Source organism: Faecalicatena faecalis (assembly GCF_012524165.2).
Classification (GTDB): Bacteria; Bacillota; Clostridia; order Lachnospirales; family Lachnospiraceae; genus Faecalicatena_A; species Faecalicatena_A faecalis.
Genome location: NZ_JABACJ020000025.1, coordinates 1 through 19821 on the forward strand (window position 1 = coordinate 1; position 19821 = coordinate 19821).

General features: G+C 44.0%; 17 protein-coding genes. 2 read left to right on the plus strand and 15 right to left on the minus strand.

The genetic code is table 11. The features are described from left to right. Positions 1-528 precede the first annotated feature (528 nt). The 4 genes from HGO97_RS19225 to HGO97_RS19240 all read right to left on the minus strand — a co-directional run bounded on the left by HGO97_RS19225 (position 529) and on the right by HGO97_RS19240 (position 3193). Positions 529-1068: a stage II sporulation protein M gene (locus tag HGO97_RS19225; RefSeq protein ID WP_216244497.1), complete on the minus strand. Its 540-nt coding sequence runs from the start codon at positions 1066-1068 to the stop codon at positions 529-531. 51 nt (positions 1069-1119) lie between these two features. Then, on the minus strand, positions 1120-1674 hold the full coding sequence (locus HGO97_RS19230; protein ID WP_216244498.1) for an NUDIX hydrolase: 555 nt from the start codon (positions 1672-1674) through the stop codon (positions 1120-1122). 20 nt (positions 1675-1694) lie between these two features. Next, the gene (locus HGO97_RS19235) at positions 1695-2891 is read right to left on the minus strand and encodes a pyridoxal phosphate-dependent aminotransferase (RefSeq protein WP_246597599.1); all 1197 of its coding nucleotides are present in this window, start codon (positions 2889-2891) and stop codon (positions 1695-1697) included. 155 nt (positions 2892-3046) lie between these two features. Next, positions 3047-3193 (minus strand): hypothetical protein, encoded by a 147-nt coding sequence (locus tag HGO97_RS19240; RefSeq protein ID WP_216244500.1) that lies wholly within the window; start codon positions 3191-3193, stop codon positions 3047-3049. A 274-nt stretch (positions 3194-3467) separates the two neighbouring features. On the opposite strand from HGO97_RS19240, the gene HGO97_RS19245 reads away from it, so the two are divergent. Next, complete coding sequence (locus HGO97_RS19245; protein ID WP_216244501.1) at positions 3468-5018, plus strand: hypothetical protein; 1551 nt, start codon at positions 3468-3470, stop codon at positions 5016-5018. Between the two features lie 120 nt (positions 5019-5138). Here HGO97_RS19245 and rny read toward each other — a convergent pair whose 3' ends face one another. The 10 genes from rny to HGO97_RS19295 all read right to left on the minus strand — a co-directional run bounded on the left by rny (position 5139) and on the right by HGO97_RS19295 (position 17401). Then, on the minus strand, positions 5139-6683 hold the full coding sequence (rny, locus tag HGO97_RS19250) for a ribonuclease Y (RefSeq protein WP_216244552.1): 1545 nt from the start codon (positions 6681-6683) through the stop codon (positions 5139-5141). Positions 6684-6774: 91 nt separating this feature from the next. Continuing rightward, the gene (locus tag HGO97_RS19255) at positions 6775-7389 is read right to left on the minus strand and encodes a regulatory protein RecX (RefSeq protein WP_216244502.1); all 615 of its coding nucleotides are present in this window, start codon (positions 7387-7389) and stop codon (positions 6775-6777) included. A gap of 35 nt (positions 7390-7424) precedes the next feature. After that, the gene (gene recA / locus HGO97_RS19260) at positions 7425-8570 is read right to left on the minus strand and encodes a recombinase RecA (protein ID WP_216244503.1); all 1146 of its coding nucleotides are present in this window, start codon (positions 8568-8570) and stop codon (positions 7425-7427) included. Positions 8571-9086: 516 nt separating this feature from the next. Beyond that, positions 9087-9752 carry an LbetaH domain-containing protein gene (locus tag HGO97_RS19265; RefSeq protein WP_216244504.1) on the minus strand — a complete coding sequence of 222 codons (666 nt, stop codon included), beginning with the start codon at positions 9750-9752 and terminating at the stop codon, positions 9087-9089. A 12-nt stretch (positions 9753-9764) separates the two neighbouring features. Beyond that, the gene (locus HGO97_RS19270; protein ID WP_216244505.1) at positions 9765-10760 is read right to left on the minus strand and encodes a D-2-hydroxyacid dehydrogenase; all 996 of its coding nucleotides are present in this window, start codon (positions 10758-10760) and stop codon (positions 9765-9767) included. A 71-nt stretch (positions 10761-10831) separates the two neighbouring features. After that, the gene (locus HGO97_RS19275) at positions 10832-12907 is read right to left on the minus strand and encodes a DNA topoisomerase (protein WP_216244506.1); all 2076 of its coding nucleotides are present in this window, start codon (positions 12905-12907) and stop codon (positions 10832-10834) included. 27 nt (positions 12908-12934) lie between these two features. After that, on the minus strand, positions 12935-13984 hold the full coding sequence (locus tag HGO97_RS19280) for an aldose epimerase family protein (RefSeq protein ID WP_216244507.1): 1050 nt from the start codon (positions 13982-13984) through the stop codon (positions 12935-12937). 27 nt (positions 13985-14011) lie between these two features. Continuing rightward, positions 14012-16114, minus strand: coding sequence for a polyphosphate kinase 1 (gene ppk1 / locus HGO97_RS19285; protein ID WP_216244508.1), 2103 nt, complete (start codon positions 16112-16114; stop codon positions 14012-14014). Between the two features lie 6 nt (positions 16115-16120). Continuing rightward, positions 16121-16525, minus strand: a complete 405-nt coding sequence (locus tag HGO97_RS19290) for a secondary thiamine-phosphate synthase enzyme YjbQ (protein WP_216244509.1) — start codon at positions 16523-16525, stop codon at positions 16121-16123. Positions 16526-16543: 18 nt separating this feature from the next. After that, positions 16544-17401: a patatin-like phospholipase family protein gene (locus tag HGO97_RS19295; RefSeq protein WP_216244510.1), complete on the minus strand. Its 858-nt coding sequence runs from the start codon at positions 17399-17401 to the stop codon at positions 16544-16546. Between the two features lie 204 nt (positions 17402-17605). Here HGO97_RS19295 and HGO97_RS19300 point away from each other — a divergent pair, with 204 nt between their 5' ends. Beyond that, the gene (locus HGO97_RS19300) at positions 17606-19240 is read left to right on the plus strand and encodes an ABC-F family ATP-binding cassette domain-containing protein (RefSeq protein WP_216244511.1); all 1635 of its coding nucleotides are present in this window, start codon (positions 17606-17608) and stop codon (positions 19238-19240) included. Between the two features lie 149 nt (positions 19241-19389). On the opposite strand, the gene HGO97_RS19305 is transcribed toward HGO97_RS19300, so the two are convergent. Next, on the minus strand, positions 19390-19632 hold the full coding sequence (locus tag HGO97_RS19305; RefSeq protein WP_216244512.1) for a hypothetical protein: 243 nt from the start codon (positions 19630-19632) through the stop codon (positions 19390-19392). Positions 19633-19821 lie beyond the last annotated feature (189 nt).

Here is a 19821-nt window from a genome sequence, read left to right on the forward strand (position 1 = left end):
GCTGATCTGCGATCGGCATGTGCCGAAACGCGGATTGTATCAAATGAGCTGATGCGCGGTCTAACTGCGCTAAACTGCGGCCTAGGTGGGCCGCAGGCCCGGAATAATCAGTTAACGCATAAACTAGAATCTGCCTGGAAATATATACATTTATCTTCCCATACGCAGCTTCGGTCAGAATCCCCTGGACGGTTTTACGTCTGGTTTGATGCGTCAGCTTCGGAAGATGTCTGTGGGGGGCTCTGCCAGGAACAAAGAGGACAGGCTTAGCGGGCTTTTAACGAGCTTTAGAGACACTTAATGAAGCAGCGGCGGATTTCACGGATGGATTTTGATGTACAGCATCAAAATCCATTGAGGGCTGAGCCGCGTTTTCATCAGAAAACACGGTGAATCCCTCAAGTTCCGTAAAATCCGCCGCTGGTTCGTTTAGTGTCTCTTAGCACAGTGATTGTCCCGCTAAGCCTGCCCCCTTTGTTCCTGACAGAGACGCCCACAGACATCTCACGTCACCGTCTTAAATTCACTTTAGAGGGTTCCCAGGAAAGCATGGATAAGTCCTGGATTTACATAAGCCTCCAGCAGCACCCCCACCGCCATGGCGAGTCCTACGAAGATACTTTTCTGTGTATTCCATCTGTTCTGGGGATAGGTATAACCATACCAGATGACCACCATATATGCCGGGATATACAAAAGGAACTGGGGCAATATTCCAACGATACACAGAATACTGCCTTTGATTCCCATACCGAGGACTGCCATAGAGAAGAGCATTCCACCAGAAAAGCCCGTCCATATCAGAAAAGCTATGGAAGACAATTTTCTTATTTTTGTGAATGCTAACGTTAACAGCAATAGAAATGGAACAGCGCGCACCCGAATCAGGTACCAGATATATTCTCCGGCAGCAATATCTGCCGACTGATACTGTTTCAGGAAATAATCGCTGAAAATACCTGGCTCAGCCGTATATTTCTTCATGATGAAGTTGACATATAAAATTCCAAATAAAAACCCTGGCATAAAGAAAACAAATAATTGCTTTCTTGTATGAAGTATCTTCACAGGCGTTCCTCCTATTGTTCAGATATTTCATTATATGCCAGGGTTTCTTATTTATGCGGGGGATGTTTGGTTTCTATACTTGGTATCGTATGCAAGCAGTGCAGAAACCGTCTTCGCATCCTCAATCTCTCCAGAAAAAATCTTCTCCTTCAATTCTTCTATTGTATAAGCTTTCAAATCAATGAATTCATCCTCATCCAAATGCTGCTTAGAAGGAATCAGATTCCTTGCAACAAAAACTTCGATCTTTTCATTACAGAATGCAACGGTTGTGCGAAGCGTAATAAGCCAGTCCAGATCTTCACTGCGGTAACCAGTCTCTTCCTCTAGTTCACGTCCTGCACAGTCAATTCCAGGCTCATCCTCTGCATCCAAGGCTCCTGCCGGAATCTCGAGTGTATAACGCTCCAGGGCATTCCGATACTGTCTGACCATCAGAATCTTTCCTTCATCCGTCACTGGTACGACCGCTGCAGCGCCTTTATGCTTGATAAAATCCCACACGGCTGTATGGTCCCCATCAATCTCCATCGTATCCTGATAAAAATCAATGATCTTCCCTTTGAACTTTAATTCACGATTTAATCTTTTAATCTGTCCGCTCATACTTACTCCTTTTCCTTCTCCTACAGGGAGGAAACAAAATTTTCTATTCTGTCGAGACCTTTCTCAATTGCCTCTAAAGAAATAGCATAAGACAAACGGATAAAATTGTCAAATCCGAAATCTGCACATGGTACGACTGCTACCTTGTACTCTTCCAGAAGAATTTCTGCTGCTCTTGCGGCTGTACCGATCTTCTGTCCTTTATATGACTTTTCTAATACATCTGTGAAGTCAATAAATACGTAGAAAGCACCTTCTGGCTCCAGCAGATCCAGAAGCGGCATCTTAGCAATTCTTTCATACATATACTGTCTTCTTTTATTAAATTCCACTTTCATAGCTGCAACGGCTGACTGATCACCTGAGAGAGCTTCCAGGGCCGCCTTCTGTGCAATGGAGTTCGGATTGGAGGTCTGGTGGCTCTGTACGCTGCTCATCAGCTTAGCGATCTCCACGCTGGAACCTGTGTAACCGATTCTCCATCCTGTCATAGCATAACTTTTGGATACTCCGCTGCATGTGATTGTTCTTTTGTAAATCTCATCTCCCAGAGAAGCGATACTGATATGCTTCTTCTCCCCATAGATCAGATACTCATACATCTCATCAGCCACAACGTAGAAATCCTTTTCCACTGCCACCTCCGCGATGGCACGAAGCTCCTCCTCCGAATAAATCATACCTGTCGGATTGGAAGGAGAATTTAAGATCAGTGCCTTTGTATTCTCTGTAACTGCATTACGGATCTGCTGTGCTGTCACCTTATACCCATTTTCCTTTGAGCCATATACCACTACCGGGATGCCATCGCTCAACTTTACGATTTCAGGATATGTCAGCCAATATGGAGCCGGAATGATCACCTCATCCCCTGGATTCAGGATTGCTTCAAAAATATTCGTCAGAGAGTGCTTTCCACCATTACTGATCACGATCTGATTCGGTTCATAATGAAGCCCATTGAAACTCTCAAATTTTGCACAGACCGCCTTCTTTAGCTCTTCTGTCCCGGATGCAGGAGTATATTTTGTAAATCCATCTTTGATTGCCTTGATTGCCGCTTCATTGATATTTTCTGGTGTGTTAAAATCCGGTTCCCCGGCACCAAATCCAACGACATCGATTCCCTCCGCCTTCATTGCCTTCGCCTTTGCAGTGATTGCTAAAGTTGATGAAGGCTTTACGCCTGATGCTTTTTTTGATAATGTTAATGACATTTCTCCATCCTCCATTTTCCATAATAAAAATTTTTAAGTTTAGCAGACCTTTCTATTGAAAGGCTGCTGATTCTATAAGTGTTCCCAAGATTCTCAGAAACCCAATAGAACTTCCCCATTGTACCCGAAAGCCGATAAGGCCAGCCCATGAGATATCAAAAACCAACAGAGACATATACTGGTTTTTTATTATAATATAAGTTCTGCAGTAATGCAAGATTATTTTCTCTCAGATTCTTATTTTTTCCAATTTCGCCTTTCTTTCCACCTCCCAAATCCTTGTTTTGCAATTTATAAATCAAAATCCTGCATTTTCCTAAAAAACTTTTCAGGAATTATTTCATTTTGTCTTCTGCCCCTGTCTGCGACATCTGTCCAAACTCGCTGCCAAGCTTCTCCAACCTCACTTTTGAGGACTGATCCGTTTGCTTTCCGTTTTATTTTAAAATAATCATGAGCCCCTTTTATTGGCTGCTATGAATTGTCATATTATGAAATATATGCTAATATCTAAATCAGATTTGATTACCAATTTCAATTCAGAAAAAATGACGAATGTAGGGGGAACGCAACAAAATGAGTTCAAAAATAGGAGCATTGCAGACAGAAAAAATAAAGAGTGAAAAATTTAAGTTTAAGCCAAGCGCTTACGGTAAATTTTTCTTCTGGGCCTGTACCTTTTTGTTTTTATTTATATTTTTTACAGAGATCCATCCTTTAGTAATCTATGATTCAGATGATTGGAGTAATATTTCCTATGTAAGACAGGCTTATCCTTTATGGAAAGACTGGAATCCATGCAGGGTCTTCCCGGAAACTTTCCTGCCTTTCATTGCCTATATCGCTGCTTTTTTAGTCAAGCCACTTGTTCATGATTATCTTTTATCTATGACTCTGACTTTTGGTTTTGTAATTAGTGCAGCAATCTTCATTTATTTGATTTTGTTCTGGAAATGGATAAAAGTAAAATTTAAAGCGACAGACACACAGGCAATAGTATGTACACTTGCATTTTTGTTGTTTCATTTTAGCATTCTAAAAAACGGCTGGGCAGGAAATTCCTATTTATTCTTTTCCGAGAATGTTACTTGCTATTTTTATTATGTATTGCCCAATTTGATGAATGCAGGCATTGTATTATGGTTTATGGCTGGCCCAACAGATCTTAATACAACATGGAATAACGGAAATCTTCTTAAAAAAGGTTGTTTGATATTATTGATCTACCTTTCAATTTTATCAAATTTATTTCCAACTATTATTTTAATTTCTTATATAGGATACAACTTCTTATTAGCATTTATTTCTTTCATAAAAAAAAGACAGAAAACAGTATGGGAATTCATCAAAGAAAATCTTTTCTCAATTGTATGTATTGGATTCTGGTTGATTTCCCTGGTATATGAAGCTGCTGGAGAGCGAAGCGCCAGCATCGCTTCTAGTAGTATCCAAATCAAAGAAACACTTAACATTCTTTTTGCATATTTGTATCAACTAAATAGAATGACATGCCGGATATTTATATTGGCAGTTGGAATTGCTATAGTAACCTGGATACGTTCTAAGAACAAAAGAGAAATTGATAAATATTATCGAGACACTGTAATAGAAACTTTGATATGCACCGTAGTTGTCACAATCTTTTTAGTACTGCTTTGTGGTGTATCAGGAAGTGGCTATTTATCAAGAACAGATGTCTCTTTCGGAATCTTCTTTTACGGCTTTTTATTTGTAATGGGATCATTTATATATGTATTACAAGAACATCCGAAAACCACCTTGGCCGTTCCATTAATCTTGTATATCGTTCTCATGGATATCTTGGTCGGCGAACAGATCTTCAGAGAGTCCAATATGGGATCTTTAAATTCGAAAGTCTGTATTTCTGTCAGCCAAGATTTGATCGACCAAATGGTAAAGGCCGATCAGGAAGGGAAAACAGAAATGACTTTATATGTGCCTGTTGGAAATGGAAAAACAGACGATAACTGGCCACACGCTAAATATATGGGATATTCCGTATCCCGAACACTGTGCCGTCACGGAATCATCAGCCAAATTATAGATGTTGATGTAGAGCCTGCACCAGAAATGAACGAGAAATATCATATAGTATATTCCAAGTAACGAAGTGCGCATCCCCCGAAGGATTTTTATGATACAGGAAAATCTTCGAGCTTTCCTGTATCATAAAAAAGCCCTTGTCTTTCGACAAGGGCTGTACATTCAATTCCTATCTGATATGGATTATTTCGCATAATCTGTAACTCGTGATTCACGGATTACATTTACTTTGATCTGGCCTGGATATTCCAACTCAAATTCAATCTGCTTTGCAATTTCTCTGGCCATAAGTACCATGTCATCATCAGATACTTGTTCCGGAACTACCATTACTCGAATCTCTCTACCTGCTTGAATAGCAAAAGACTTCTCAACACCTTTAAACTGGTTTGAGATCTCTTCTAATTGTTTCAATCTGTTTGTGTATGTTTCAATTGTTTCTCTTCTTGCACCTGGTCTTGCTGCAGAAATCGTATCGGCTGCCTGTACTACACATGCAATCAATGTCTGAGGCTCTACATCTCCATGATGAGCTTCTACTGCATTGATGACTGTAGCAGACTCTTTATACTTCCTGCAAAGGTCTGAACCAATCTGAATATGTGAACCTTCCACATCGTGGTCGATCGACTTGCCAATATCATGCAGAAGACCTGCACGCTTCGCCATCCTGACATCCAGACCGATCTCGCCGGCCAGAAGTCCTGATAACTGGGCAACCTCCACAGAATGCTTCAATGCATTCTGACCATAACTTGTTCTGAACTTCATACGTCCTAACAGACGAATCAGTTCTGGATGAATTCCCGGCACACCAACTTCTAACGCTGCTGCCTCTCCTTCTTCCCTGATCATGGTGTCCACTTCTTTTTGTGCTTTTTCTACCATCTCCTCGATTCTTGCAGGATGGATACGTCCATCCACAATCAACCTTTCAAGGGCAATCCTTGCAACTTCCCTTCTGATTGGATCGAATCCAGATAAGACGACTGCTTCCGGCGTATCGTCGATAATCAGCTCGACGCCGGTCAAAGTCTCGAGAGTTCTGATATTACGTCCCTCTCGTCCGATGATTCTTCCTTTCATTTCATCACTTGGAAGCTGCACTACAGAAATTGTAGTCTCAGCCACATGGTCTGCTGCACATCTCTGGATCGCATTGACAACATATTCCTTTGCTTTCTTGTCCGCATCTTCCTTCGCCTGTGATTCCAGCTCTCTGACCATCTTAGCTGTGTCATGTTTCACATCTTCTTCAACAGTTTTCAACAGATATTCTTTTGCTTGTTCGGAGGTAAGTCCTGAGATTCTTTCTAGTTCCTGTACTCTCTTCTGACTGAGTTCTTCTACCTTCACTTCACGCTGCTTTAGTTGTTCTTCTTTTGCTGTAAACTTGACTTCCCGCTGTTCGATTGCCTCTGACCGCTTATCCACGGCCTCTTCTTTTGCGAGCACTCTCTTCTCGTAGCGCTGCAATTCGGCTCTTCTTTCCTTCGTCTCTTTTTCCAGTTCATTCTTCGTCCTGATCGACTCTTCCTTCACCTCTAAAAGAGCTTCTTTTTTCGTTGTCTCAGCAGTCTTTACGGCATCATCAATTATCTCTCTTGCCTTTGCTTCGGCATTCCCAATCTTAGAAGCTGCATTGTTCTTCAAATTGGAAACCGTTACAAAGTGAGTAATAATACCAACTATCAACGCGAGGGCTACGGCAATAACAATACTAATCATTGTTGGCACAGGAGCACCTCCTTATTCAATTTTCATTGTACATTTTGCTTTAAATACAACAGTTAAATTTTATACTGTTTTCACAACTATGTCAAGCATTCTCATTATAATTTTGTATCACTTGACGGATATCATCATAACGGAATCCTTTCCGGGCCAAATAACCGTATAATCTGCGCATTTCTTCCTCTGTCGCCTGTGTCGGATCGACCTTTTTTTTGCGGATCACCTGCAAAATAGCTTCCTTCTCTCCGCCCATCTCATAGCAGTCTTCGAATGCCAGTTCGATTTTATCTGATGAAACACCTTTACTGCACAACTGGGCATAGATCTCTCTTCTGCTTTTCATGTGCTTCCTGCTCTCAATGAACCGACGCGCATATTGGAGATCGTCAATATATCCGAAGGACTTCACATATTGGATCGCTCCTTCCACTGCCTCCTCTGGATACAGTCCCTGCTTCAGCTTATCCCTAAGTCCCGACTCTGTGCGGTCCATATCCTCCAGAAGATGCATGGCCCTGAGTTTGGCCTTCTTCAATATGACTTCATTCATGACCTTTTCACGCAGTTCATCTTCCACTTGTATCCCTTCCCGGATTCCATAACGCGAAAGTTCGCCCTTATATAATACAAAGGCGAACTCTCCATCCAGGAATACTTTATATTTTGTCTTCATAACAGATTCTAACTTAGTAACTGTCATAATCTATATATTCTCCTGTCTATTCCTGCTGTTCTTTATTCTGCTTTCACGGCCTCTGGGCTGCCTACGGCACTCTTCTCTGCCTTATCTGCCGTTTTTGCAGATGTATCTGCTTTTGCAGTTTCTTTTGCTTTCTTTGTCAGCTTTAAATCACTTTCCTCTGTCTCATCTTTGCCTTCCCCATTCAGCTTGTAATAGGAACGCACCTTGTGATCCAGTTCTTCCAAAAGCTCTGGATGTTCTGCGAGATACGCCTTGGCATTCTCTCTTCCCTGTCCGATTTTCTCACCATTGTATGCATACCAGGCACCGCTCTTGTTCACTACGTCGATTCCTGCTGCCAGATCTAGGATATCTCCTTCCTTGGAAATCCCCTTTCCGAACATAATATCAAACTCTGCTTCTTTAAAAGGAGGTGCGATCTTATTCTTAACAATCTTGATACGGGTACGGTTACCAACCATCTCACCGCTCTGCTTTAAGGTCTCAATCCTTCTGACATCCATTCTGACAGATGCATAGAACTTCAATGCACGTCCACCCGTTGTCGTCTCTGGATTTCCGAACATAACACCGACCTTTTCACGCAACTGGTTAATAAAGATCACAACACAGTTCGACTTACTGATAACCGGAGTCAGCTTTCTCAAAGCCTGAGACATCAATCTCGCCTGAAGACCTACATGGCTGTCTCCCATATCTCCCTCGATCTCCTGTCTCGGAACCAGAGCAGCAACGGAGTCGATAACAATGATATCAATCGCTCCAGAACGCACCATCGTCTCCGCGATCTCCAGGGCCTGGTCACCGCTGTCCGGCTGTGAAATATACAATTCATCGATATCTACACCAATATTCTTCGCATATACCGGATCCAGCGCATGCTCTGCATCAATAAATCCGGCAATCCCGCCTCTCTTCTGTACCTCTGCGATCATATGTAATGCGACTGTCGTCTTACCACTGGACTCTGGTCCGTAGACCTCAATCACACGCCCCTTCGGAACACCGCCAAGCCCCAGTGCCAGATCCAGGCTCAGACATCCTGTAGGTACTGTCTCAACTGCCACCTTGGCACCTGATTCCCCAAGCTTCATAACTGTTCCTTTTCCAAAATCCTTCTCTAACTTTGCAATCGCTGCATCCAACGCTTTCTTCTTATCTTCATTACTATTTGCCATAATTAAAAAATCTCCTTTTTGTCGTTCGAACAATTGTTCGTTTTCTACTAATATACTATTATACTTATTGTCAAATGTCAACAACAATTTTATAAACTTATTATACAACATTACATGTCCATTAATCAGGACTTTTCTTTTTTATTTTATCTTTTTACTTTCATCGGCTTCTGCCAAACACGGTTCCCCTTATTTAATATACGCCCTATGCGATTTCAATAAAGAGACACTACACTCATAAGCATCACGACCATTCTCTTTTAATTTTATCAACTTGAATTCGCTGGCGAAATGCCTGAATTTTCAGAAAAATAGAATTTTCATGAAATGCCGGTTGATGGAGTTATTATATCATATAGATATTCTATTTGCCAGAGAAATTTCAGCAGATCCGGCATTGGAAAAGATTCCTTGAAATGTGGAAAGGCTGTCGAGCACAAAAAGAATCAGGGCGTAAGACAATATATTATTTCACTGATACCGCCTTACGCCCTTACGTCCGTACATCTTATTATACTATTCTTTTTCTACAACTTCGCCTTGCTTTTTATAAATACTTCCACCCGGTACATATCCTCTTACCGATGACAACGGATAGATATTTGTATGGCTGCCTACCACTGTTCCAGGATTTAGAACGCTCCCACAGCCTACTTCTACCTCGTCACCCAGCATCGCACCGAATTTTTTCATTCCTGTCTCTATATTTCCCTCTGGTGTTTTTACGACCACCAGCTTTTTATCGGATTTTACATTGGAAGTAATAGAGCCTGCACCCATATGAGATTTGTATCCGAGGATAGAGTCACCGACATAGTTGTAATGAGGAACCTGTACTTTATTAAACAAGATCACGTTCTTTAACTCAGTCGAATTTCCAACAACGGCTCCTTCTCCAACAATCGCATTGCCCCTGATAAATGCACAATGTCTGATTTCCGCTTCTTTTCCGATGATTGCGGGACCAGTGATGGAGGCTGTCGGCGCCACCTTTGCGGATTTTGCGATCCAGATGTTCTCGCCGCGCTTTTCATATTCCTCTTCACTCAATTTTGCACCAAGTTCCAAGATGAAACCACTGATTTTTGGAAGAACCTCCCATGGATAGACCACTCCCTCAAAAATATCCTTTGCGATCGTCTCCTCCAGTGTGTAAAGTTCTTTTACAGTTAATTGTGTCATGATAATCTCCTCCTAAATGTCTTCCGGCTCTTGGAATTTTCTATAGCCGGTCTGAAAGTCTACTTCATTCTTGATGCGGCCGCCTGACATGACTGCCTTTAAATTGTCTGCGGCAATCTCAACGATCATTTCCTTGATCTGCCGCATGTGGTAGTTTCCTGAAATATGTGGCGTCACCAAAAGATTCGGCGCATCCCAGAGCATAGAGTCTTCTGGAAGCGGTTCCTGCTCCGCCACATCGATTGCCGCACCGCCCAGCTTTCCACTGTACAACGCTTCACATAAATCTTTGGTCGGAATCAGACTGCCTCTGCCTGCATTAATCAAAAATGCTCCGTCCTTCATCTTTGCGATTCGTTCTTTATTGATCAGATGCTCGGTCTGGGGAGTTCCGGGAAGAGAACAGGCAACAATATCTGCCCTTCCCAATAAAGAATCTAATTCCTCCATCTGGTACATTTCATCTACATAATCCGGCCTTTTCGCCTGGTTTCTGCGCACTCCGATGACATGACTGCCCAGCGCGTGCATCTTCTTGGCGAACTGTCCGCCTATATCCCCGAGACCTATTACCAGAGTGACAGAATCACGGATCGAGCTGACCTGACCTTCATCTTTCCATTGATGATGCTGCATATTCTGCTGGTAAAGATGCAGCTTTTTGACCAGCATCAATACAGAGGCCAGCATATGTTCTGAGACCGCAAGACCATACGCCCCCGTTGCATTCGCCAGCTGGGCTTTTGGAGGCATCACCCCGGGGACTGTGTAAGAGGCAGCCCCTGCACTGTCCAGTTGCAGCAGTTTCAGTCTGCCGGCCCGCCTTAAGTATTCTGGGTTCACATTCCCCAAGATCACCTCCGCATTCTCTACCATCTCCTGCGTCACATTCTCTTTTGCAAGATAGGTAAAATGCAGTTCACGGCCTCCTTCTGAGGCTGGCACCGCATTCTCCAAACATATCTTATGCTGTGGTTCCACCGGAATTGTCACTAATACTTCTCTCATGCCCATTCCTCCTTCTCACATTGCCGCCATCTCAGTGCACTGCCTGTTCCGCCGGTCTAGTCGTTTCTCTCTTATTTTGTTTCCTGTTTCTTTGTTCCCTGTTTTTTATAGAACTGCGCAGCCCTGTCATAGCAGCCGCGGAGCTGATACTGATTATTCAGCCCCTTTACCCCATTGGTCCGGCTGATGATGAAATGATCCAGCTTCTTCATGTATTCATCCGGTGTAATTTCTCCGTCAGCCACGTAATTCAGTCCCTTCTCCCAGCTTGCAGTAAGCTCTGGATTTAACAGAGATTTGATGGAATTCTCCACCACATCGAACACCATCTCCCCCTGGAGGGTTGGGGTAATGATCTGTGTCTTTTTATTGAGCGCCAAATATTTAATATGAATTAACTTTTTCAGAATCTCAGCGCGGGTCGCACTGGTCCCGATTCCGCTTCCTTTGATCTGGGCGCGCAGCTCCTCATCTTCAATGAGCTGGCCGGCATTTTCCATGGCCAGGATGATGGAACCAGAATTATAACGTTTCGGCGGGGAAGTCTCCCCCTCCTTGATCTCCAGTGCCTTCACCGGGAGCACCGCTCCCTTCTTCAGACCCTGAATCACCTGGAAGAAGCTGGTATCCAAATCCTGCCCAGACTCTTCTCCAATATCCTGTATATCCGAATTCTGTCCGTCAGCCTCTGTGCCGGGGTTTCCCGATGAAGCACTGTTTTTCTTCGTCTGAGGAACGCCCACCACCTTTAGATATCCCTCCTCTGCCAAAACCTTGAAGCTGGAAAAGAAGCATTCCTCCTTGATTTTCGTTGTGAGCGAAACCTTTTGGTATACGGCCGGCGGATAAAAAATACTCAAGAACCGCCGCACGATACAATCATAGACCTTTCCGGCTGTCGCAGAAACAGATTTCAGAGCACTCAAGCCCTGCCCTGTCGGGATAATGGCATAATGGTCCGTAATCTGCTTATCATTGACATATCTTGTCTTCGCCAGCCCTTTATGACTGCCAAATCCAAGGATATCCTGAAGATAGGGAGCCGCCATCGGATACTTGGAAAGACCATTCAAATTCCTGTTGATTTCCTTTGCCACCGCAGTGGACAGCACTCTGGCATCGGTCCTTGGGTATGTAACCAGTTTTTTCTCATAAAGCTCCTGCACGATCCGCAGCGTCTCATCTGGACTGATCTTGAACCGTTTGGAGCAGTCATTCTGCAGCTCCGCCAGATTATATAGAAGTGGAGGATTTTTCTTTTCCTTTTTCTTCTCAATCGAGACAATCTGGCAGTTCACCGGCTCTGGATTCTTGAGGTGATCCACTAATTCTTCCGCTTTTTCTCTTTTTTTGAAACCGTTCTCTTTATATAAATCGAAGGATTCAAAATACCGGGAGCCTTTTACAGCCCTCCACTCGCCTTCGAACGTCTGCCCCTGTGCCTCGATGGTGCTAAGGACACGGTAGAACGGCGTTTTCACAAAATCACGGATTTCTCTTTCCCTGCGTACGACCATTCCCAGCACACAGGTCATGACACGTCCTACAGAAATGACTGCATATTTGGTATGCAGATAGTTTGAGATGCTGTTCCCGTATTTCAGGGTCAGCAGACGGGAAAAATTAATTCCCATCAGATAGTCTTCTTTTGCCCTTAGATAGGCAGAAGCACTCAAGTTATCATATTCCGATAAGTCCTTTGCTTCCCGGATTCCACGCAGGATTTCCTCCTCTGTCTGGGAATCGATCCAGACACGCCGCCGTTTCTTTCCTTCCACCTGAGCTTCCTGCTCCACCAGACGGTAGATATATTCTCCTTCCCGCCCGGAGTCCGTGCAAACATAGATTGTTTCCACATCGTCTCTATTCAGAAGGCTGCTCACGATCTGGAACTGCTTCGCCACCGCCGGAATCACCTCATATTTAAAGTTCTCTGGAATAAAGGGCAGCGTATTCAAGCTCCAGCGTTTCAGAGCCGGGTCATACACTTCTGGATAGCTCATCGTGACCAGATGTCCGACACACCAGGTCACGATCGCATCATCAGATTCCAAATACCCATCCTTGCGTCTTGTATTCAATTTTAATGCTTTTGCGAATTCCTGAGCTACACTCGGTTTCTCCGCGATATATACTGATTTCCCCATAAATACTTATACTGCCTGCTTTTCTCTTTATAGTCTATCAAACCGGTATTCTGTGACAGTCCTGTAAGTCTCTCCTGCTTTACATACCGGGCCTGCAAAATGATCATGATGAATGGCATCCGGGAAATACTGTGTCTCGAAACAGACTGCAGAGCGTCCCTGATATAGGACACCGCCTTTTCCCGGCTCATTTTCCAGGAAATTTGCCGTATACACCTGCATGCCCGGCAGATCCGTCCAGACCTCCATCCCAATGCCGCTCTCCTCATCTGCAGCTTCAGCTACTTTAGCAAATTTCCCATCATTTTTCAATACCCAGTTGTGGTCATATCCACCGCCCAGGCGGGTGGCCTCATAATCTGCATCAATCCTTTCCCCGATTGCATGAGGACTTCGAAAGTCCATCGGAGTGCCGGCGACCTCCAGCAGTTCCCCTGTCGGAATGGACTGTGCGTCTGCCCTTGTAAAATAGTCCGCATCGATGGTCAGCTTATGGTTCAATACATCCCCGCTGTCATGTCCTCCCAGGTTAAAATAACTATGGTTCGTCATATTAATAATCGTATCCTTGTCCGGGACTGCCTCATATTCTAAATGGAGTGTTCCATCCGCTGTCAATTCATAGGTGACACGCATCGTAAGTGCTCCTGGATACCCCTGGTCTTTGTCTGGACTGTAGAGTTCAAATGTGATGGAATCCTCTTTTTCCTGTACCACCTTCCAGAAACGTTTATTATAAAAGTCATTCCCGCTGTGAAGGTTATTTTCTCCATTGTCGTTCTTTTCCAACTGATAGGAAACACCATTGATTTCAAAGGCAGCTCCTTTTATCCGATTGGCACTCCTTCCGACCGCTGCTCCAAAGAACGCGCCTCTCTCCTCGTAGGTCCGGGCATCGTCATATCCAAGGACTACGTCTCTTAGGTTCCCATCCCGGTCCGGTACGAACAGATTCACCAATGCTGCTCCGAAATCTGTGACTGTCATCTTCATCCCGTTCTGATTTTCGATTGTATAAAGATATGCCATTGTTCCATCTTTCGTGGTTCCAAATTCTCTTTTTTCTAAAATGCTCATTTTACTTTTCCTCCTGTCAAGCCTAGATTATCGAAAGAATCTTCTCAGACGCTTCAGGAAAGAAGGCTTTTCCACGATCTGCTGTGGTCTCTTCGCACGCAGAGCCTCTTTCATGAAGACCTCCTGGGAATTTATGATTTTCTCAGATACTTCTTTCTTCTGGTAGGTTCCATCGCTTTGCATCATCCTTGCTTTTACATTATCCGCGAGCATCACATTCAAGCTGCGTACCAAACGTTTTCTAATGGTTTCGTCATAAATCGGACAGGCGACCTCAACACGTTTTTCTGTATTTCTCGTCATCATATCCGCAGATCCAATATAGACCTTCTGGTCCATCCCCTGACCAAATACAAATACTCTGGGGTGTTCCAGATAACGTCCCACGATGCTGGTGACAGTCAGGTTCTCAGTCTCACCTGGAATTCCCGGCAGGATGCAGCAGATTCCGCGTACGATCAAATCAATCTTCACACCCGCCTTAGAAGCCTCTGCTACTTTATTGATGAAATCCATATCTGTCACAGAGTTCATTTTCATAATGATTCTTCCGTCGGCACCCTTTTTAATCTCCTCATCCATAAGGAGCAGCACCTTCGGCTTTAAGCTGGTCGGAGACACGATCAGATGCTGGTATGCTCCATCTAAATTACCGATAGACATATTCTTAAAAAATACTGCCGCATCCTCCCCAATTGCCTGGCTGGCAGTCATCAAGGAGAAATCTGTATACATCTTGGCCGTCTTTTCATTATAATTTCCGGTTCCGATCTGCGTGATATACTTGATTTCATTCTTATTCCGATATGTAATAAGGCAAATCTTAGAATGTACCTTATACCCCTCAAAACCATAGATCACCCGGCATCCGGCCTCTTCCATACGTTCGGACCAGTCAATATTATTCTGCTCATCGAACCGTGCACGCAGCTCAATGAGGACTGTGACCTCTTTTCCATTCTCCGCAGCAGCACATAGATACTCGACCAGCCTGGTCTTCTTAGCCAGACGGTAAATTGTGATTTTGATGGTCATGACATTCGGGTCGACGGAGGCTTCCCGAATCATCTGCAGAAACGGCTCCATGCTCTCATAAGGATAGGAAAGCAGGATGTCCCTTTTCTTCACCTGTGCCATCACACTGCCCTCCGTCACGGAAGACGACGGCTGCGGAATGAACGGCTCATCGATCAGGGAACGCTTCATGGAAGCCGGCACTTTTTCCGCAATGGCGAACATGAATTCCAGCTTCATCGGCATCTTGGTACGGAAAATACATTCCGGCGTGATATTGAACTTATCGCAGAAATACTTCTCCATCTCTTTGGTCAGCGGATTCGCGACCTCAAGACGCACCACCGCCATCCTTCTCCGCTTGTGCAGGGTCTCTTTCATGATGAACCGGAAATCCTCACTGTCAGCATAGGCCTCATCATCTGGGGAGACATCCGCATTGCGTGTCACACAAATGTAATTCTTCCCGGATACCTGATACTGTTCGAATACAATATCCAAGTATTCCATGATCACCTTCTCCATACGGATATAACGGATATCATGACCTGGAAGATACAGGATATCTGAAATGAATTGTGGGACCGGCACGATTCCCATCATGCTCTTATTCTCGAACTTTAAGTCAGCCACCACATAAATGTCTTTATTGAGAAGATGTGGGAATGGATGGTTCGCGTCCACGATCTGGGGAGAAAGTATCGGAAGGATCTGTTCCTTGAAATACTTCTTTACATATTTCTTCTCCTGAGGTTCTAACTCCTTAAAATCCAATCCGCACACTCCGTAAGGATGGAGCTGCTTTTTAATCTCCGAATACGTCTTGTCCCGCTCCTTATAAAGCGGTGCCACTGCTGCATAAATTGCATCCAACTGTTCCTGCGGCGTCATGCCGGACTTTAGATCAACGCTCTTATTATCTACGGAAGCCATATCGTACAGGCTACCCACACGGATCATGAAGAATTCATCCAGATTGCTCGTAAAAATGGCAACGAACTTCATACGTTCCAAAAGAGGCACGGTCTCGTCCCTCGCCTCCTCCAGAACTCTCTGGTTAAAGCGCAGCCAGGATAGTTCTCTGTTCTGTGTATAATCTAATGTCTTCTTAACCATAATCTCCTACCCCTCTATGATCTTCACAAAAAATGTCCGGTTCCTCGGTCCGTCATATTCACAAAAATACAGATCCTGCCAGATACCGAACAAAATCTCTCCATCATGTAAAATCAAGGTCTGGGCCGGTCCTGTCATCGTCGTCTTCATGTGCGCATGGGAATTGCCCTCCGCATGCTGGTAAAACTCTGCCTTAGTCGGGAACACCTCTTCAAATCCCAGGAGCATGTCATGAACGACATCTGGGTCTGCATTCTCATTGATAGTGAATCCCGCGGTCGTATGAGGAGAGAACACAACGGCAATGCCTTCCTTCACACCGCTTTTTGCCACGTCTTCCCTCACCATGTTCGTCACTTTTATCATCTGCTGTGCATACTGTGTAGAAATGTGATGTTCATACAGATTCATAGATTGTACCTCCTGTCCTTATTTTTCCAGATATTCCATCAATCTGTCATATTCTTTTTCCATCAGTTGATATCCATGGTCATAAAAAGCGTTCAATGTCTCTTTGTTCCGCTCCAGTCTTGCCACCGGCTTCACAAGAGGACGAAGGACAAAGATCTTCCCTTCTCTCTCTAAAGCCTCCAACTGATTCATTGTTCGATTGTAATAGAAGCTTCTGCGAAGAATCGCCTTCACAAGCTTCGGATAGGAGGAGTAAGCCTTACGGTACAGCTTAGCCATCCCTTTTGATACCGTCTTCTTTCGGTATCCCGCATTCCTTGTAAGAATGACCACGACCTTCTCATTTCCTTGTTCCAGTGCTCTTTTTAAAGGTACACTGTCCGCCAGCCCGCCGTCCAGATAAGGCACATCCTCAATATTCACGATTGGGGTAACTAACGGCATGCTCGAAGACGCACGGCAGATTTTCATCAACCGTTCTTTGCTCTTCTTCTCGTTAAAGTATTCTGCTTTCCCGGTGAGACAATTCGTCACCACAAGCTCACATTCTATCTCTGATTGAAAATAGGTATCATAATCGAAAGGAATTAACTGATTCGGAAACACATCAAAAATCAGATCCATGTTCATCAGACTCTTTTCCTTTACGAACTTACGGAAGCCATAATAATAATTCCCGCTTTTATCTGTCGGTATCATGCAGTCCCTTGTCCTGCCCGGCTGTCTCGACACATAATCTACTGCATTGCAGGCCCCCGCCGACACACCGATCACATGTGACATATATAATTCCTTCTCCATCAGGTAATCTAATGCCCCTGATGTGAATACTCCTCTGGTAGCTCCGCCCTCCAGTACTAATGTTGCTTTCTGCATTTTTTATGCCTCCTCGCTTTTATGTTCCCATTATATAACGATTTTCCTGATTCGAAAACCTCAATCTTGTTAAATTTCCCGAAAACCTACGGAAACCTTGCCATTTCCCTGCTTCTCGTGTTAATATAAGCGTTGGGATAAAAGTACTGCCGGGAGCTATTCTGCCCGCAGACTGAATACGATTTTTTAAAGGAGATTATGAACATGATCAGTGCAAATAATGTGACATTGCGCGTTGGAAAAAAAGCGCTGTTTGAAGATGTGAACATCAAGTTCACTGAAGGCAACTGTTATGGAATGATCGGCGCCAATGGAGCCGGCAAATCCACATTCTTAAAGATCCTGTCCGGTCAGTTGGAGCCGACTAAGGGAGAAGTGGTCATCACACCAGGTGAGCGTCTTTCTTTTCTGCAGCAGGATCATTACAAATACGATGAATACTTGGTATTGGATACCGTTATCATGGGAAATGCACGTCTGTATGAAATCATGAAAGAAAAGGAAGTTATTTATGCCAAAGAAGATTTTACAGACGAGGACGGAATCAAAGCCAGCGAACTGGAGGCTGAATTCGCTACCATGAACGGCTGGGAAGCAGAATCAGATGCTGCGACCTTATTGAACGGACTTGGAATCGACACTGAACTCCACTACAAATATCTGAAAGACCTGACCGGAGCAGAAAAAGTCAAGGTCCTGCTTGCGCAGGCATTGTTCGGCAATCCAGATATCCTGCTTTTGGACGAGCCTACGAACCATCTGGATCTGGATGCCATCGCATGGCTGGAGGAATTCCTGATCAACTTTGAGAACACCGTGATTGTTGTATCTCATGACCGTTACTTCTTGAACAAGGTATGTACACAGATTGCAGATATCGACTACGGCAAGATTCAGCTTTATGCCGGAAACTATGACTTCTGGTATGAATCCAGTCAGCTCTTAATCCGCCAGATGAAGGAAGCGAATAAGAAGAAGGAAGAAAAAATCAAGGAGCTGCAGGAATTTATTTCCCGATTCAGTGCCAACGCATCCAAATCCAAACAGGCTACCTCCAGAAAGAAAGCCTTGGAGAAGATCGAGCTGGATGAGATCAAGCCTTCCAGTAGAAAATATCCTTACATCGATTTCCGTCCGAAGCGTGAGATCGGCAATGAGGTCCTCACCGTAGAAGGACTTTCCAAGACGATCGACGGTGAGAAGATTCTGGACAATATCTCCTTCACACTGGGACATGATGACAAGGTCGCTTTTGTTGGAAGCAACGAGCTTGCAAAGACTGTACTGTTCAAGATTCTGATCGGCGAGATGGAACCGGATGAAGGTACCTACAAATGGGGAATTACCACCTCACAGGCTTATTTCCCGAAGGATTTTGGTGGTGAGTTCGATAATGATTATACCATCACAGAATGGCTGACCCAATATTCGGATGACAAGGATGCAACTTATGTCCGTGGATTCCTTGGCAGAATGCTGTTTGCAGGTGAGGATGGCGTGAAGCGTCTGAAAGTACTCTCCGGTGGAGAAAAAGTACGCTGCCTGCTCTCCAAGATGATGATCTCAGGCGCTAATGTCCTGCTTCTTGATGAGCCGACCAACCACTTGGATATGGAGTCTATCACTGCCCTGAACAACGGAATGATCAAATTCCCAGGCGTACTGCTCTTCACATCACGTGACCATCAGATCGTACAGACAACGGCAAACCGCATTATGGAAATCGTACCTGGCGGTAAACTGATTGATAAGATCACTACTTATGATGAGTATCTGGAAAGCGATGAGATGGCTAGAAAGAGATATACTTATACTGTGGAGACAGAAGACGAAGATTAGAAGACATCTTTTTTTCCAAAGGACGTCTGCCGAAGCGGATATTCAAAAGCTGCTTCGCAACTTTCTTAGTAAAAAAGCTGCATCACGGGCTGATAGTAATATCAGCGATACCGTGAAGCAGCTTTTCTTCTTGTTTCCCTTTACTTTCTTTACGCTTCCTCTAAAGCCTGAATCAGGGCCTTCTTACCCTCCTGTGGACTCCCGATTTCTAACTTCTTTCCTGACAAATAGTCCAGCACATCACACCATTCCTTAACAGAATAGGCGGAACTCTCTAAGTTCTCTATCACACTGATCAAAGACTCATGGAATGAGTTCTTCCTTAAATCAGAAATATAATTCGCACCTACCTGATGTGTCAGGACTTCTAACAGCCCTTCTTCTTTTGACATAACTACTCCTCCTTGTGGCACTGCGGATTAAAGCAGACTTTATTCTGCATTATTGATAAGATTAACCTATATTAAATGAAGAAAAATTCTTTGGGAATTCTGTTACTCTTTCCCAAGACAGAATAAAACTTTTTGTCTAAAAAGTATAAGAATGCATTTGCAGACAAAAGTCTACCTTTTTCATCAACA

Bases quoted from the DNA above. Each gene is read 5' to 3' on its own strand.
- HGO97_RS19255 (WP_216244502.1), bottom strand. From the start codon at position 7,389: ATGACAGTTACTAAGTTAGAATCTGTTATGAAGACAAAATATAAAGTA.
- recA (WP_216244503.1), bottom strand. From the start codon at position 8,570: ATGGCAAATAGTAATGAAGATAAGAAGAAAGCGTTGGATGCAGCGATT.
- HGO97_RS19270 (WP_216244505.1), bottom strand. From the start codon at position 10,760: ATGAGAGAAGTATTAGTGACAATTCCGGTGGAACCACAGCATAAGATA.
- HGO97_RS19265 (WP_216244504.1), bottom strand. From the start codon at position 9,752: ATGACACAATTAACTGTAAAAGAACTTTACACACTGGAGGAGACGATC.
- HGO97_RS19295 (WP_216244510.1), bottom strand. From the start codon at position 17,401: ATGCAGAAAGCAACATTAGTACTGGAGGGCGGAGCTACCAGAGGAGTA.
- HGO97_RS19280 (WP_216244507.1), bottom strand. From the start codon at position 13,984: ATGAGCATTTTAGAAAAAAGAGAATTTGGAACCACGAAAGATGGAACA.
- HGO97_RS19305 (WP_216244512.1), bottom strand. From the start codon at position 19,632: ATGTCAAAAGAAGAAGGGCTGTTAGAAGTCCTGACACATCAGGTAGGT.
- HGO97_RS19300 (WP_216244511.1), top strand. From the start codon at position 17,606: ATGATCAGTGCAAATAATGTGACATTGCGCGTTGGAAAAAAAGCGCTG.
- rny (WP_216244552.1), bottom strand. From the start codon at position 6,683: ATGATTAGTATTGTTATTGCCGTAGCCCTCGCGTTGATAGTTGGTATT.
- ppk1 (WP_216244508.1), bottom strand. From the start codon at position 16,114: ATGGTTAAGAAGACATTAGATTATACACAGAACAGAGAACTATCCTGG.
- HGO97_RS19235 (WP_246597599.1), bottom strand. From the start codon at position 2,891: ATGTCATTAACATTATCAAAAAAAGCATCAGGCGTAAAGCCTTCATCA.
- HGO97_RS19245 (WP_216244501.1), top strand. From the start codon at position 3,468: ATGAGTTCAAAAATAGGAGCATTGCAGACAGAAAAAATAAAGAGTGAA.
- HGO97_RS19290 (WP_216244509.1), bottom strand. From the start codon at position 16,525: ATGAATCTGTATGAACATCACATTTCTACACAGTATGCACAGCAGATG.
- HGO97_RS19230 (WP_216244498.1), bottom strand. From the start codon at position 1,674: ATGAGCGGACAGATTAAAAGATTAAATCGTGAATTAAAGTTCAAAGGG.
- HGO97_RS19275 (WP_216244506.1), bottom strand. From the start codon at position 12,907: ATGGGGAAATCAGTATATATCGCGGAGAAACCGAGTGTAGCTCAGGAA.